At 68.6% G+C, this 15,384-nt stretch carries 11 protein-coding genes; 8 read left to right on the forward strand and 3 right to left on the reverse strand.

Annotation, left to right across the window (positions count from 1 at the left end):
* Positions 1–26 precede the first annotated feature (26 nt).
* A complete protein-coding gene (locus EV691_RS04770) occupies positions 27–1,775 on the forward strand; it encodes a PTS fructose-like transporter subunit IIB (protein WP_131300110.1) in 1,749 nt (582 codons plus the stop codon).
* An 80-nt stretch (positions 1,776–1,855) separates the two neighbouring features.
* Here EV691_RS04770 and EV691_RS04775 read toward each other — a convergent pair whose 3' ends face one another.
* A complete protein-coding gene (locus tag EV691_RS04775) occupies positions 1,856–3,439 on the reverse strand; it encodes a peptide chain release factor 3 (protein ID WP_131300111.1) in 1,584 nt (527 codons plus the stop codon).
* A gap of 526 nt (positions 3,440–3,965) precedes the next feature.
* Between EV691_RS04775 and EV691_RS04780 the strand changes: the two genes are divergently transcribed.
* Together EV691_RS04780 and EV691_RS04785 are read left to right on the forward strand one after the other, a co-directional pair.
* Complete coding sequence (locus EV691_RS04780; RefSeq protein ID WP_089167373.1) at positions 3,966–5,129, forward strand: type III PLP-dependent enzyme; 1,164 nt, start codon at positions 3,966–3,968, stop codon at positions 5,127–5,129.
* Between the two features lie 89 nt (positions 5,130–5,218).
* Positions 5,219–6,325: an alpha-hydroxy acid oxidase gene (locus EV691_RS04785; RefSeq protein WP_131300113.1), complete on the forward strand. Its 1,107-nt coding sequence runs from the start codon at positions 5,219–5,221 to the stop codon at positions 6,323–6,325.
* A 7-nt stretch (positions 6,326–6,332) separates the two neighbouring features.
* Here the strand turns inward: EV691_RS04785 and EV691_RS04790 are convergent, their stop codons facing one another.
* The gene (locus EV691_RS04790; protein ID WP_131300115.1) at positions 6,333–7,100 is read right to left on the reverse strand and encodes a tetratricopeptide repeat protein; all 768 of its coding nucleotides are present in this window, start codon (positions 7,098–7,100) and stop codon (positions 6,333–6,335) included.
* A 10-nt stretch (positions 7,101–7,110) separates the two neighbouring features.
* The gene (locus EV691_RS04795) at positions 7,111–7,791 is read right to left on the reverse strand and encodes a Fe2+-dependent dioxygenase (RefSeq protein ID WP_131300117.1); all 681 of its coding nucleotides are present in this window, start codon (positions 7,789–7,791) and stop codon (positions 7,111–7,113) included.
* A 180-nt stretch (positions 7,792–7,971) separates the two neighbouring features.
* On the opposite strand from EV691_RS04795, the gene EV691_RS04800 reads away from it, so the two are divergent.
* The 5 genes from EV691_RS04800 (at position 7,972) to EV691_RS04820 (ending at position 15,205) form a co-directional block, all read left to right on the forward strand.
* Positions 7,972–10,254, forward strand: a complete 2,283-nt coding sequence (locus tag EV691_RS04800) for a TonB-dependent receptor (RefSeq protein ID WP_131300119.1) — start codon at positions 7,972–7,974, stop codon at positions 10,252–10,254.
* 204 nt (positions 10,255–10,458) lie between these two features.
* Positions 10,459–12,825 (forward strand): PepSY domain-containing protein, encoded by a 2,367-nt coding sequence (locus tag EV691_RS04805; RefSeq protein WP_131300121.1) that lies wholly within the window; start codon positions 10,459–10,461, stop codon positions 12,823–12,825.
* A gap of 42 nt (positions 12,826–12,867) precedes the next feature.
* A complete protein-coding gene (locus tag EV691_RS04810) occupies positions 12,868–13,614 on the forward strand; it encodes a 5-oxoprolinase subunit PxpA (RefSeq protein WP_131300123.1) in 747 nt (248 codons plus the stop codon).
* Positions 13,611–14,288, forward strand: coding sequence for a 5-oxoprolinase subunit PxpB (pxpB, locus tag EV691_RS04815; RefSeq protein ID WP_207390240.1), 678 nt, complete (start codon positions 13,611–13,613; stop codon positions 14,286–14,288). The genes EV691_RS04810 and pxpB overlap by 4 nt, the downstream gene beginning before the upstream one ends.
* Positions 14,285–15,205, forward strand: coding sequence for a 5-oxoprolinase subunit C family protein (locus EV691_RS04820; protein ID WP_207390238.1), 921 nt, complete (start codon positions 14,285–14,287; stop codon positions 15,203–15,205). Before pxpB ends, EV691_RS04820 begins: the two co-directional genes overlap by 4 nt.
* Positions 15,206–15,384 lie beyond the last annotated feature (179 nt).

The raw sequence follows: 15,384 nt of genomic DNA on the forward strand, positions 1-15,384 counted from the left end.
ACAACAAGAAAAGAGGTCTCTTTTTCATGAATCTGCTGATCGTCACTGCCTGTCCGAACGGCATGGTCACCAGCGTGCTCTGCGCACGCCTGCTGGAAGCGGCTGCCCTGCGTCTGGGCTGGACCGCTCGCGTCGAGGTGCATGATCCCAAGGCGATCGGCTCGCCGCTTTCCGAAGGCGACATCGCCGCCGCCGACCTGATCGTCGTGGTCAAGACCGGCGAGCTGGCGCTCGAGCGCTTCGTCGGCAAGCGCCTGGTGCAGTCCACCCCGGCCGAGGCGCTGCAGGAGCCGCAACGCTTCCTCAGCGAGGCCGCCGAACATGCCGAAGTGCTCCAGGCCGGGGCGGCCGCGCCGGCGGCGCCGGCCTCGGCCCAGCCGCGGCTGGTGGCGGTGACCGCCTGCCCGACCGGGGTGGCCCACACCTTCATGGCCGCCGAGGCCCTGCAGCAGGCCGCCAAACAGCTCGGCTACGCGCTGCAGGTGGAAACCCGCGGCTCGGTGGGCGCGCGCAACCTGCTCGACGAGGCGGCCATCGCCGCCGCCGACGTGGTGCTGCTGGCCGCCGACATCGAGGTGGACACCAGCCGCTTCGCCGGCAAGAAGATCTACCGCTGCGGCACCGGCGTGGCCCTCAAGCAGCCGCAGCAGACCCTGCGCCGCGCCCTGGAGGAGGCGGTGCCGCAGGCTGGCGCAAGCCCCTCCGCGGCCGCCGCGCCGGGCAAGGCAGCGACCAAGACCGGCCCCTACAAGCATCTGCTGACCGGGGTGTCCTACATGCTGCCGATGGTGGTGGCCGGCGGCCTGCTGATCGCCCTGTCGTTCGTCTTCGGCATCGAGGCGTTCAAGGAGGAGGGCAGCCTGGCCGCAGCGCTGATGCAGATCGGCGGCGACACCGCGTTCAAGCTGATGGTGCCGGTGCTGGCCGGCTACATCGCCTATTCCATCGCCGACCGCCCCGGCCTGGCGCCGGGGATGATCGGCGGCCTCTTGGCCGGCAGCCTGGGGGCGGGCTTCATCGGCGGCATCATCGCCGGCTTCCTCGCCGGCTATTGCGCCAGCGCGCTCAGCCGCTGGCTGCGCCTGCCGCAGAGCCTCGAGTCGCTCAAGCCGATCCTGCTCATCCCGCTGCTGGCCAGCCTGTTCACCGGTCTGGTGATGATCTACGTGGTCGGCACGCCGGTGGCCGGCATGCTCGCCGGGCTGACCGATTTCCTCAACGGCATGGGCAGCACCAACGCTGTGCTGCTCGGCCTGCTGCTCGGCGGGATGATGTGCGTCGACCTCGGCGGGCCGGTCAACAAGGCGGCCTATGCCTTTTCGGTGGGACTGCTGGCCTCGCAGACCTACGCGCCGATGGCGGCGACCATGGCCGCGGGCATGGTGCCGCCGCTCGGCATGGCCATCGCCACCGTGCTGGCCCGCTACAAGTTCGCCAAGGCCGAGCGCGAGGCCGGCAAGGCGGCCGGCGTGCTGGGACTGTGCTTCATCTCCGAGGGGGCGATTCCCTTCGCCGCCAAGGACCCGCTGCGAGTGATCCCGGCCAGCATCGCCGGCGGCGCCCTGACCGGCGCGCTGTCGATGTTCTTCGGCTGCAAGCTGATGGCGCCCCACGGCGGACTGTTCGTGCTGCTGATCCCCAACGCGATCAACCACGCGCTGGCCTACCTGCTGGCGATCGTCGCCGGCAGCCTGGTGACCGGGGTGCTGTATGCCGTGCTCAAGCGCGGGGAGGTGGTCGAGGCGATGCCGGTGCCGGCGGTGGAGCAGGGGTGAGGCTGATCGCCAGCTTGCTGGCGATCAGCCCGTAGGGCGGGTTTCACCCGCCCTACGGTTTTACCGGGTAACGCAAGGGCTCAGTGATGCTCGCGGGTGGCGCGGAATTTCACCTCCGGCCAGCGCTCTTCCATCACGCTGAGGTTGACCCGGGTCGGCGCCAGGTAGGTGAGGTGGCCGCCGCCGTCGATGGCGATGTTCTCGAAGGCCTTGACCTTGAAGTCCTCGAGCTTCTTCTTGTCGTCGCACTCGATCCAGCGCGCCGACCAGACGTTGATCGCCTCGTAGGCGCACTCGACCTTGTATTCCTCCTTCAGCCGGCTGGCCACCACGTCGAACTGCAGCACGCCGACCGCGCCGAGGATGATGTCGTTGCTGCGCTCGGGGAAGAACACCTGGGTGGCGCCTTCCTCGGCCAGCTCCTGCAGGCCCTGGCGCAGCTGCTTGGACTTCAGCGGGTCCTTCAGGCGCACGCGGCGGAACAGCTCCGGGGCGAAGTGCGGGATGCCGGTGAAGCCGAGCACCTCGCCCTCGCTGAAGGTGTCGCCGATCTGGATGGTGCCGTGGTTGTGCAGGCCGATGATGTCGCCGGCATACGCCTCTTCCAGCTGCTCGCGCTCGCTGGAGAAGAAGGTCAGCGCGTCGGCGATCTTCAGGTCCTTCTTGATCCGCACGTGGCGCATCTTCATGCCCTTCTCGTACTTGCCCGAGCAGATGCGCATGAAGGCGATGCGGTCGCGGTGTTTCGGGTCCATGTTCGCCTGGATCTTGAACACGAAGCCGCTGAACTTCTCCTCGGTCGGCTCCACCACCCGCTCGTGGGCGGCGCGCGACAGCGGCTGCGGCGCCCAGTCGACGATGCAGTCGAGCACCTGGTCGACGCCGAAGTTGCCCAGCGCGGTGCCGAAGAACACCGGAGTCATCTCGCCCTTGAGGAAGGCCTCGCGGTCGAACGCGTGGCAGGCGCCCTGGACCAGTTCCAACTGCTCGACGAAGCCGTCGTAGAGGTCGCCCAGGTGGACGCGCGCCTCGTCGGAGTCCAGTTTCTCGATGACCTTGGTCTCGATGCGCTCGTGGCCGTGCCCCGGGGTGTAGACGAAAATCTTGTCTTCGCTGAGGTGATAGACGCCCTTGAAGTCGCGGTACGAACCGATCGGCCAGGTGATCGGCGCGGCCTTGATCTTCAGCACCGCCTCGATCTCGTCGAGCAGCTCGATGGGGTCGCGGATGTCGCGGTCGAGCTTGTTGATGAAGCTGACGATCGGCGTGTCGCGCAGCCGGCAGACGTCCATCAGCGCGATGGTCCGCGGCTCGACGCCCTTGCCGCCGTCGAGGACCATCAGCGCGCTGTCCACCGCGGTCAGGGTGCGGTAGGTGTCTTCCGAGAAGTCCTCGTGGCCGGGGGTGTCGAGCAGGTTGATCATGTGCTCGCGGTAGGGGAACTGCATCACCGAGGTGGTGATGGAGATGCCGCGCTGCTTCTCCATCTCCATCCAGTCGGAGGTGGCGTGGCGGTCGGACTTGCGCGACTTCACCGTGCCGGCCACGGCGATCGCCTGGCCCATCAGCAGCAGCTTCTCGGTGATGGTGGTCTTGCCCGCGTCGGGGTGGGAGATGATGGCGAAGGTACGGCGCTTCGCGACTTCGGCGGCCTGGGTGGTCATGAATTCGTGCCTGGGAGGATGCGGTGGCGGGCGGGAAGGGCCCGGAAAAGCGCGGAATTATACCTGAAACCGGACGCCGGCCAGCCCGCGCCGACGCCAGGCCGGCGGCTTGCCGGGCAGGAACATCGCGCTGTCATCTCGGTCTGTCAGAACGGGGGCGAGCGCGAGAGGGCGCTCGCTGCCGTGCGTTTCTCCGCTCGCCAGGCTGTTCGAGATTCTGAATGCTTTCGTTGCCGATACTGGACGTTCGCGGATTGGACCATCGAGGGGGCGCAAAGCGGCAATTTAGGGTTGATCTTGACCCCCCATGGTCCTAAAGTTCGCGCCCGAACGTCCATGCTGGAAACGATCCATCCGGCTCAAGTACTGACGACGAGACAGCAAGGTCAACCCGTGTCCCCGGTTGACCTTTTTTGCTTTCGGCGACATGCCTTGGGAAGTAGGCGAACCAAAGTGGGGAAACTGATCAGGCGTTCGTGTAACCCCTTTTTCCATCCTTTCCGCGTTTTGCCATTGGAGTCCGTGCATGTCGATCAAGATCGAAGACTACTACCCGCCCGCCACCTTCCAGCGCATGAAGGCCTTTGCCGACAAGCAGGAAACCCCCTTCGTGGTCATCGACACCGAAACCATCGCCAACGCCTATGACGAGCTGGGCGACTGCTTCCCCTTCGCCCGCATCTACTACGCGGTGAAGGCCAACCCGGCGGTGGAGATCATCCGCCTGCTGCGCGACAAGGGCTCGAACTTCGACATCGCCTCGATCTACGAACTGGACAAGGTGCTGAACGAGGGTGTCGGCGCCGAGCGCATCAGCTACGGCAACACCATCAAGAAGTCCCGCGACATCCGCTACTTCTACGAGAAGGGCGTGCGCCTGTTCGCCACCGACTCCGAGGCCGACCTGCGCAACATCGCCAAGGCCGCGCCGGGCTCGCGGATCTACGTGCGCATCCTCTCCGAGGGTTCCACCACCGCCGACTGGCCGCTGTCGCGCAAGTTCGGCTGCCAGCCGGACATGGCCCTGGACCTGCTGATCCTCGCCCGCGAACTGGGCCTGGTGCCCTATGGCGTGTCCTTCCACGTCGGCTCGCAGCAGCGCGACATCGACGTCTGGGACGCGGTGATCGCCAAGGTCAAGGTGATCTTCGAGCGCCTCAGGGAAGAGGACGGCATCGAGCTGAAGATGATCAACATGGGCGGCGGCTTCCCGGCCAACTACATCACCAAGACCAACAGCCTGGAAACCTACGCCGAGGAGATCATCCGCTTCCTCAAGGAAGACTTCGGCGACGAGCTGCCGGAGATCATCCTCGAGCCGGGCCGTTCGCTGATCGCCAACGCCGGCATCCTGGTCAGCGAAGTGGTGCTGGTCTCGCGCAAGTCGCGCACCGCCGTGGAGCGCTGGGTGTACACCGACGTGGGCAAGTTCTCCGGGCTGATCGAGACCATGGACGAGGCCATCAAGTACCCGATCTGGACCGAGAAGAAGGGCGAGATGGAGGAGGTGGTGATCGCCGGGCCGACCTGCGACAGCGCCGACATCATGTACGAGAACTACAAGTACGGCCTGCCGCTCAACCTGGCCAGCGGTGACCGCCTGTACTGGCTGTCCACCGGCGCCTACACCACCAGCTACAGCGCCGTGGAGTTCAACGGCTTCCCGCCGCTGAAGGCCTTCTACATATAAGATCCGCCTGCCAGCGAAACAACGCCGCGCCTGTCGCGGCGTTTTTCATTGCGAATCCCGATAGCCCCGATAGCCGAGGAGCGGACGCCATGCACAGCCCCCTGCCCACGCTGCAGCAGATCCCCGCGAGCATCGCCGCGGTCGCCGACTACGAGCCCTTTGCCCGCGAGCGGATGAGCGAGCAGGCCTGGGCCTACATGGCCGGCGGCGCGGCGGACGAGCTGACCCTGCGCGAGAACTGTGCGGCGTTCCAGCGCCTGCGCCTGCGCAGCCGGGCGCTGCCGGACCTGAGCGGCGGGCACACCCGCCTGGAGCTGTTCGGCCAGCGCCTCGAGCAGCCGATCCTGCTGGCGCCGGTGGCCTACCAGAAGCTGGTCCACCCGGACGGCGAGCTGGCCACGGTGCTGGCGGCCTCGGCGGTGCGCGCCGGGATGGTGGTCAGCACCCAGGCCAGCCTGGCGCTGGAGGAGATCGCCCGCCAGGCGCAGACGCCCTTGTGGTTCCAGCTCTACGTGCAGCCCGACCGCGAGTTCACCCGCGAGCTGGTGCGGCGCGCCGAGGCGGCCGGCTACCAGGCGCTGGTGGTGACCGTGGATGCGCCGGTCAACGGCCTGCGCAACCGCGAGCAGCGCGCCGGCTTCGCGCTGCCGGCGGGCGTGGAGGCGGTCAACCTGCGCGGCATGCGCACATTGCCGCCGACCGCCACTCGGATCGGCGACAGCGTGCTGTTCGGCGGCCCGCTGCTGGCCGCCGCTCCGGCCTGGCGGGATCTCGCCTGGCTGCGCTCGCTGACTCGCCTGCCGGTGCTGGTCAAGGGCGTGATGCATCCCGAGGACGCCCGCCGCGCGGTGGCCGAGGGCATCGACGGGATCATCGTCTCCAACCACGGCGGGCGCACCCTGGACACCCAGCCGGCGACCATCGAGGTCTTGGCGGAAATCGCCCGGGCCGTCGATGGACGGGTTCCGCTGCTGCTGGATGGCGGCATCCGCCGCGGCACCGACGTGTTCAAGGCCCTGGCCCTGGGTGCCAGCGCGGTGCTGGTGGGGCGGCCCTACGTCTTCGGCCTGGCCGCGGCGGGCGCGCCGGGGGTCTGCCATGTGGTGCAGCTGCTGCGCGCCGAGCTGGAGGTGGCCATGGCCCTGACCGGCTGCCGGACCCTGGCCGATATAGGGCCGGGACTGGTGGACCGCTGAGAACCTTTCAGCCGGCGAGAGCGCCGGCTTCCTGCTCGGCGCAGCGCCGGGCGTAGGCCTCGGCGAGGTCGGCGAGTTCCGCGACGGCGGCCCGTTGCAGTTCGTCGCAGGCCTTGCGCAGGAATTTCAGATGGCCGCGGGCGAGGGCTTCGCGCAGCCAGTGGCGAGCCTCGTCCCAGCGGCCGAGACCCATCAGCACCGAGGCATAGCTGAACTGGCCGCGGAAGTCGCCAGCCTCGGCGGAGCGCCGGTAGCAGTCGAAGGCGGCCTGCGGGTCGGCGCGGACCACCCGGCCTTCCTCGTAGTAGCGGCCGACCAGGTTCATCGACTTGGCGTGCCCCAGCGCGGCGGCGCGCTGGTACCAGGCGAAGGCCTGTTCCTCGTCGCGCGCCACCCCGCGGCCGGTGGCGAGCAGGTTGGCGTAGTTGTACATGCCCCAGTCGAGACCGCGCTCGGCCGCCGTGCGGTAATGCCGGGCGGCGGCCGCTTCGTCGACGGGACCGCCCCAGCCCAGTTCGCAGCAGCGGCCCAGCATGTTGCTGGCCATGGCATGGCCGCGCCGGGCGGCGATCTCGAACCAGTCGCGGGCCAGCGCCGCGTCGCGCTGGATGCCGAGACCATCGAGCAGAAGTTGGCCTAGCAGGGCCTGGGCCTCCGCTTCGCCGGCGCTCGCCGCGGCGAGCGTCCAGCGTGCCGCCTGGCGCGGATCTTCGGCCAGGCTGCGGCCCAGTTGCGCGAGGTCGGGCGTTTCGCTGCGGTGCAGGATGAAGCTCATGGTCGTCCGCTCACACCTCGCCCCAGCGGCGCAGCAGGTTGTGGTAGTTGCCGGTCAGCTGGACCAGCGCCGGGTGCTCGGGCACGTCGCGCGACAGGCTCTGGATCGCCTGGTCCATCTCGTACAGCAGGCTGCGCTGGGGGTCTTCGCGGACCAGGCTCTGGGTCCAGAAGAACGAGGCGTAGCGCGCCCCGCGGGTGACCGGAGTGACCTGGTGGATGCTGGTGGCCGGGTAGAGCACCAGGTCGCCGGCCGGTAGCTTGACCCGCTGCATGCCGTAGGTGTCCTGGATCACCAGCTCGCCGCCGTCGTACTCGTCCGGGTCGCTGAAGAACAGCGTGGAGGAGAGGTCGGTGCGCACCCGCTCGGCGGAGCCGCGCACCTGGCGCACGGCGTTGTCGATGTGAAAGCCGAAGGTGCCGCCGTCGGTGTAGCAGTTGAACAGTGGCGGATAGACCTTGTGCGGCAGCGCGGCGGACATGAACTGCGGGTTCTGCCACAGGCGCTCGAGCATGGCGGTGGCGATCTCCTGGGCCAGCGGGTCGTCCTCGGCCAGTTGCAGATTGTGCTTGGTGCGAGCCGACTGATAACCGGCGGTCACCTTGCCGTCGAGCCACTGCGCCTGCTCCAGCGCCTGGCGGATGCGCCGGACCTCGTCGCGGGAAAACACCCCCGGTATGTGTAGCAGCATGATGGCTGGCCCCTATTAATCGAGAATATATCTCAAATGTTATTTCCTTTTATTTGCTGAGTAAATGGAGCGCTGAAACAAAAAAATAATAATTCGTGTATGTAAATTTGTATCTGTTGATTACGAGAATCGTTCTTGATTAGAGTGCGCGCCATTCGTTTCGTTAGGGGGGAAACTATTATGTCGCGTATCAACGAGCGTCCTGCCACCAAGCCGTGCGTGCTGGCTTCCGCCTTGGGAGTCGTCACCGCAGTGACCACGGTCGGTGGGTTGCGTGCCGAGGAGGCGGCACAGAAGGAAACCGCTCGCAAGGACGCGGAGAAGAAGGAGGTTCTGTCGCTGGAGGCCGATAGCGTCATCGGCCAGCGCGAGGACGACTACAAGGTCGAGTCGGCATCGAAGAAGTTCACCGCACCGCTGCGCGAGACGCCCAAGTCGGTCACCATCATTTCCCAGCAGGTCATCGAGGACACCGGCTCGCTGACCCTGGTCGACGCCCTGCGCACCACCTCGGGCATCACCTTCGGCGCCGGCGAGGGCGGCAATCCGGCGGGCGACCGGCCGATCATCCGCGGCTTCAACGCCGAGAGCGACACCTTCATCGACGGCCTGCGCGACGTTGCCTCGCAGACCCGCGAGATATTCAACATCGAGCAGATCGAGGTGAGCAAGGGCCCCGGCTCGGCCTATACCGGCGCCGGCTCCACCGGCGGCAGCATCAACATGATCACCAAGACCGCCAAGCGCAACGATTTCCTCGACCTCAGCCAGACCTTCGGCTCGGACCAGACCCGTCGCTCGACCCTGGACTTCAACCGGATGCTGACCGACCAGATCGGCTTCCGCCTGAACCTGATGAAGCACGACGCCAACGTCGCCGGCCGCGACGGGGTGGACGTCAGCCGCTGGGGCTTCGCGCCGACCATCACCTTCGGCTTTGACACCCCGACCCGCGCGACCTTCTCCTACTACCACGTGGAGGCCGACGACATGCCGGACTACGGCATTCCAGTGAAGCCGGCAACCGCCAGCAACCCGGTGCGCAAGCCGGTGAGCGGCGACAAGGACCACTTCTACGGCCTGACCGGCCGCGACTTCCGGGAAAGCAGCACCGACTCCGGCACCTTCAGGATCGAGCACGATATCAACGAGAACGTGACGATCTCCAACACCTTCCGCCAGGTGCGCACCACCCTCGACTACATCGCCACCAACCCGAACGACTCGGTCGCCGGCAATCTCGAGAGGGGACTGGTGTGGCGCTCGCCGAAGAGCCGCAATTCCACCTCGGAAGGCTGGGTGAACCAGACCGACATCCAGGCGAAGTTCAACACCGGCTTCATCGAGCACACCATGGTAGGCGGCATCGAGATCACCGACCAGGACGTGCACAACCGCCCCTATGCCTTCTACACCGCGGACGGCAGAGCCATCTCCACCACCAATAGCTGCAACAGCGCCAGCCTGTCCTCGGGCAACTGCACCACCCTGAACAACCCGACCTACAAAGACAGTTGGGATGGCTACTACACCGACGGCCTGTCCTACACCGACACGGACACCCAGACCAAGTCCGCCTACCTGTTCGACACCCTCAAGTTCAACGACAAGTGGTCGCTGAACCTCGGCCTGCGCTACGACGACTTCGAGACCGAGTCCTCGGGCTATAGCACCGGTACCCGTACCCAGCCTGCAGGCAATTTCAAGTTGGAGAACAACAACAACTTCTGGAGCCACCAGTTGGGCGTGGTCTACAACCCGCTGCCCAACGGCAGCATCTACGCGGCCTGGTCGACCTCGCGCAACCCGGTCGGCGAAACCGCCGGCGAAGGCAACGACAGCATCGCCGGTGCCACCCAGGACCTCGAGCCGGAACGCAACCGCAACATCGAGCTGGGCACCAAGTGGGAGTTCTTCGACGGCCGCCTGGCGCTGGACTCGGCGATCTTCAAGACCAAGAAGTCCAACGCGCGGGTCACCGATGAGGACGGCCGGACGCAGAACATGGGCGAGGTGGAGATCAAGGGCTTCGAGCTGGGCGTCAACGGCCGGCTCACCCGCGAATGGCAGGTCTTCGCCAACTACACCTACCTCGACAGCGAGATCGTCGACGGCGGCGTAGTCGGCGGCGTCGACGGTGCCAACGACGGCAACGAGAACCCCAGCACCCCGGAAAACAGCTTCAGCTTCTGGAGCACCTACCAGCTGTTCCCCTTCCTGACCGTCGGCGGCGGCGCCAATTACGTGGATTCGCGCTATGGCAACGCCGCCAACACGATCCAGGTGTCCAGCTACTGGCGCTACGATGCCATGGCCAACCTGAAGGTGAGCAAGAGCCTCGACCTGCAGCTGAATATCCAGAACCTGACCGACAAGCGCTACTTCGACCAGGTCTTCACGACCCACATGGCCCACGTGGCGCCGGGACGTACCGTGTTGCTGGCCACCAACTTCCACTTCTGATTCGGTTGCGAAGCCGTCGAAGGCCGCCTGCGGGCGGCCTTCGCGTGTCTGCCGGTTGCCGGTAAAAGTTGGGTAAAGCCGGTTTGTTGCAAACTGTTCTCGAATAGAATTTTCCGCACCGCCGCCGTGGCGGTGTAGCGTGCGGGTGACCGCATTCCGATTCCAGGTGTGCCGCCGAGAGCGGCATCGATCAGGTGACATCAGGTGCTGAAGAAGATCCTTTTCCAGCTGCACTGGCTGCTCGGCATCAGTGCCGGGCTGGTGCTGGCGGTGATGGGCGTGACCGGCGCGACCCTGTCCTATCAGGGCGAGCTGCTGCGCTTTCTCAATCCCGGGGTGATGACCGTCGAGGCGCCGTCGGGCGCCCAGGCGCTGAGTCCGGACGAACTGCTCGAGCGCCTGCGCGGCCAGGTGGGGCAGCGCCAGGTGCTGGGGCTGACCCTGTCGGGCGCGCCGGAGGATGCCGCCCAGTTGATCGTCAGCGGCGGCGGTCCGCGCGGCGAGACCCTCTACGCCGATCCCTACAGCGGCGACCTGCTCGGCGCGGCGCGCGGGCTGGGCTTCTTCCGCTTCATGATGCAGGTGCACCGCTGGCTGGCCATCGGCGATACCGGCAAGGCGATCACCGGCGCCTCGACCCTGATCCTGGTGTTCCTCTGCCTGTCCGGCCTCTACCTGCGTTGGCCGCGCCGGGCCGGCGATTGGCGCGCCTGGCTGAGCCTCGACTGGTCGCGCCGGGGACGGGCGTTCCTCTGGAGCCTACATGCGGTGGCCGGCACCTGGGTGCTGCTGCTCTATCTGCTGGCCGCGCTGACCGGCCTGAGCTGGTCCTACGACTGGTACCGCCAGGGCCTCTTCGCCCTCGCCGGCGAAGCCGCCCCGCAGCACGGCGGTCCCGGTGGACGCCGCGGTCCGCCGCCGGACGGCGAGCAGGCCCGGCCCGCGGTGCCGGCGATCGGCCTCGATCCGCTGTTCCAGGCCTTCCGCCGCGAGGTGGGGGATGCCTACCGGCAGGTCAACCTGACGCTGCCCGAGCGTCCCGGCCAGCCGCTACAGGTCATGTATGTCGCGCCCGACGCCGACCATCCCCGGGCGATCAACCGGCTGAGCCTCGATATCGACAGCGGTACACCGCTCAAGCACGAACGCTACGCGGACAAGAGCCTGCCCCGGCGCCTGCTCGCCAGCCTCTATCCGCTGCATACCGGCGAATACTTCGGCCAGCCCGGCCGCGTGCTGATGCTGCTCGCCAGCCTGGGCATGCCGCTGTTCTTCATCACCGGCTGGCAGCTCTACCTCGAGCGTCGGCGCAGCCGCCGCGCCGCCCGCGAGGCGCAGCAGGCGCTGGCGGCCTCGACCGGCGGCCAGCCGTGGCTGGTCGGTTTCGCCAGCCAGAACGGCTTCGCCGAGCGCCTGGCCTGGCAGGCTGCCGGCCAGCTGCAGGCGGGCGGCGCCACGGTGCAGGTGCGCTCGCTGGCGCAGCTCGAGGCGAGCGACCTGCGCGGCACCGAACGCGCGCTGTTCGTGGTCAGCACCTTCGGCGACGGCGAGGCGCCGGACAGCGCCCGCGGCTTCGTGCGCCGGGTGCTCGGCGGCGACTGCGAACTGGACCATCTGCAGTACGCCCTGCTCGGGCTCGGTGACCGCCAGTACCAGCGCTTCTGCGCCTTCGCCCGGCAGCTCGACGAGTGGCTGCAGGATCAGGGCGCCCGCAGGCTGTTCGCCCCGGTGGAGGTGGACAGCGGCGATGCCGCGGCCCTGCAAAGCTGGCGCGAGCAGCTCGGCCGGCTGTCCGGCAGCGAGCCGCCGGTCGCGCTGGAGGAGGAGGGCTTCACCGACTGGACGCTGCTGGCCCGCGAATGCCTCAACCCCAGCAGCACGGCCGAGCCGGTCTGGCGCCTGGTCCTGCAGATCCCGGACGGACAGCGCTGGGAAGCCGGCGACCTGGTGGAGATCCGCCCGCCGCAGGCCGGCGCGCTGCCGCGCTGCTACTCGGTCGCCTCGCTGAAGGGAGATGGCGTGCTGGAGCTGCTGGTACGCCGGCAGCGGCGTCCCGACGGCACGCCCGGGCTGTGTTCCGGCTGGCTGTGCGAGCTGGCGCCGGGCGCCCGCGTGGCGCTGCGCCTGCGCGCCAACAGCGGCTTCCGCCTGCCGGCGGACGACCGGCCGCTGCTGCTGATCGGCAACGGCGCCGGCCTCGCCGGTTTGCGCGGCCTGCTGCGCGAGCGCATCCGCCGCGGGCAGAACCGCAACTGGCTGATCTTCGGCGAGCGCAGCGAGGCCCACGACTTCCTCTGCCGCGAGGAACTGCTGGCGTGGCAGGCGGCGGGCCGGCTGGCCCGTCTCGACCTGGCCTTCTCCACCAACGAGGGGCGCAAGGTCTACGTGCAGGACCGTCTGCGCGAGTCCGCCGATGTCCTGCGTGGCTGGCTGACCGAGGGCGCGGTCATCTACCTGTGCGGCAGCCGTGGCATGGCGTCCGGCGTCGAGGCGGCGCTCATCGAGCTGCTCGGCAGCGCCGAGGTCGAGCGCCTGCGCGACGAGCAGCGCCTGCGCCGCGATCTCTTCTGAGGCGGGCTTGCGGCCGCCCGGTGGAGGCCGCAAGCTAGTTCCATGAAGACCATCATCCTCCTCAACTGCGACATGGGCGAGAGCTTCGGCGCCTGGAAAATGGGCAACGACGCGCTCGCCATGCCGCTGATCGACCAGGCCAACCTGGCCTGCGGCTTCCACGCCGCCGATCCCCTGACCATGCAGCGCAGCGTGGCCCTGGCGCTGCGCCACGGGGCGAGCATCGGCGCCCATCCGGCCTACCCGGACCTGGTCGGGTTCGGCCGTCGCCATCTCGACTGCTCGCCCGACGAGGTGCGTGCCCAGGTGCTCTACCAGCTCGGCGCGCTGGACGCCTTCTGCCGCGCCGCCGGCACCGCCATCGACTACGTCAAGCCGCACGGCGCGCTGTACAACGACCTAGTGCGCGACGACGCGCTGCTCGCTGCCGTGCTGGAGGCCTGCGCGGCCTTCCGCCCGGGGCTGCCGCTGATGGTCCTGGCGCTGGCCGACAACACCCGCGAGGCGCGTCTGGCCGGGGCCGCCGGGGTGCCGCTGCTGTTCGAGGCCTTCGCCGACCGCGCCTACCTCTCCGACGGCCGCCTGGCGCCGCGCCGGCTGAGCGGGGCGGTGCACCAGGACCCCGAGCGCATCCTCGCCCAGGCGCTGGCCATCGCCCGCGGCGCGCCCTTCCCGGACCTCGACGGCAAACCGCTGCGCCTGCGCGCCGACAGTCTCTGCGTGCACGGCGACAACGCCGAGTCGCTGGCCGTGCTGCGCCGCCTGCGCGCCGCTCTCGACGCGCTCTGATGCGCCTCGAGCCGGCCGGCGCCGACGCCCTGCTGATCGTCCTGGCCGAGCAGCCCGACGCCGGGCTGCCGCTGCGCATCGCCACCCTGACCGACCGAATCCATCTCGAACTGGGGCCCTTGCTCATCGATCTGGTGCCGGGCTGGACTACCCTGTTGCTGCACTACGACCTGCTGCGCACCGACCACCTGCAGCTCGGCAAACGCCTGCTGCCGTTGCTCGAGGACTGGCATGCCGAGCCAGAGTCCCCGCGGCTCGGGCGCCTGCATGAGCTTCCTGTCTGGTACGCCGGCGAGGACCTGGCCGAGGTCGCCCGTGCCTGCGCCCTGAGCGAGGCCGAGGTGATCGCCCTGCACAGTGGTACCGAGTACCGGGTCGGCGCCATCGGCTTCGCGCCGGGTTTTGCCTATCTCGGCGAGCTGGACGCGCGCCTGGCCCTGCCGCGCCGGGCCAGTCCGCGCACCCGGGTGCCGGCCGGCAGCCTGGCCATCGCCGAGCGGCAGACGGCGATCTACCCGCAGGCTTCGCCGGGCGGCTGGCACCTGCTCGGGCGCTGCCCGCGGCGCCTGTTCGACGCCCGCGCCGAGCCGCCCTGTCCGCTGGCGGTGGGCGACCGGGTGCGCTTCTGCGCCATCGACGAGGCGGCCTTCCGCGCCGAAGGCGGCGTGCCGTGACGGGCCTTGCGGTGCTCCGCCCCGGCCCGCTCAGCCTGCTGCAGGATGCCGGCCGTTTCGGCTGGCAGCACCTCGGTGTGTCCCCCGCCGGCCCGCTGGATGTCCAGGCGGCGGCCTGGGCCAACCGTCTGCTGGACAATCCCTGGGGCACGCCGCTCGTCGAGATCGCCCTCGGCGGCGTCGAGCTGGAAAGCCGGCTCGACACCTGGGTGGCGCTCTGCGGCGCCGAGCTGGATATAACGCTGGACGGGGCGCCGCGGCCGAACTGGTCGCGCTTTCCCCTGCGCGCCGGCCAGTGCCTGTGCCTGGGCTTCGCCCGCAGCGGCCAGCGCAGCTACCTGGCGGTGGCGGGGGGCTTTCGCGCCGGGGCGCTGCTCGGCAGCGTGGCGACCCAGACCCGCGAAGGCCTCGGCGGCCTGCACGGCGACGGCCAGCCTCTGCGCGCCGGGGATCTCTTGCCCTGCGCGCCGGCCAGCCGCTCCGGCGCAACCAGCGTGCCCTGGCGCTTCGTGCCGGACTACCGGGCCGAACCCCGCCTGCGGGTGATGCCCGGCGGCGATGCCGGGGACTTTTCGGTGGCCGAGCGCCGGCGCTTCTTCGCCCAGCCCTGGCGGTTGAGCCCGCAGTCCGACCGCATGGGCGCGCGTCTTCTGGGCGAGCCGCTGCGGGCGCCGGCGCGGCAGTGGTCGCTGGGGGTGACTACGGGGGCGATCCAGGTGCCGCCGGACGGCCAGCCGATCGTGCTGCTGGCCGATCGGCAGACCATGGGCGGCTATCCCATCCTCGGCTGGGTGCATCCGCTGGACTTTGGGCTGCTGGCGCAGTGTCCGGCGCACCGGACGGTGCGTTTCGAGCGGGTGGCGGTGGAGGCGGTGCAGGGGGAGATGCGGGAGTTCTATCGGTTCTTCGGGCGCTGAGCGCTTGCCGAATTTCTCTGGCTTGGCTTTCGCGAGCAATCTCAGCGCTTTCCTCGGCCCGGCCGACAGGTTTCGCCTTGCACGGCGAGTTCCTTTCTTCTTGCTTGCCCAAGAAGAAAGGAACCAAAGAAGAAGGGCACCCGACATCCGGCCCTTCACTGCGTTGCGCTTCGTTACGG

It is taken from the genome of Azotobacter chroococcum, assembly GCF_004339665.1.
Taxonomy (GTDB): domain Bacteria; phylum Pseudomonadota; class Gammaproteobacteria; order Pseudomonadales; family Pseudomonadaceae; genus Azotobacter; species Azotobacter chroococcum.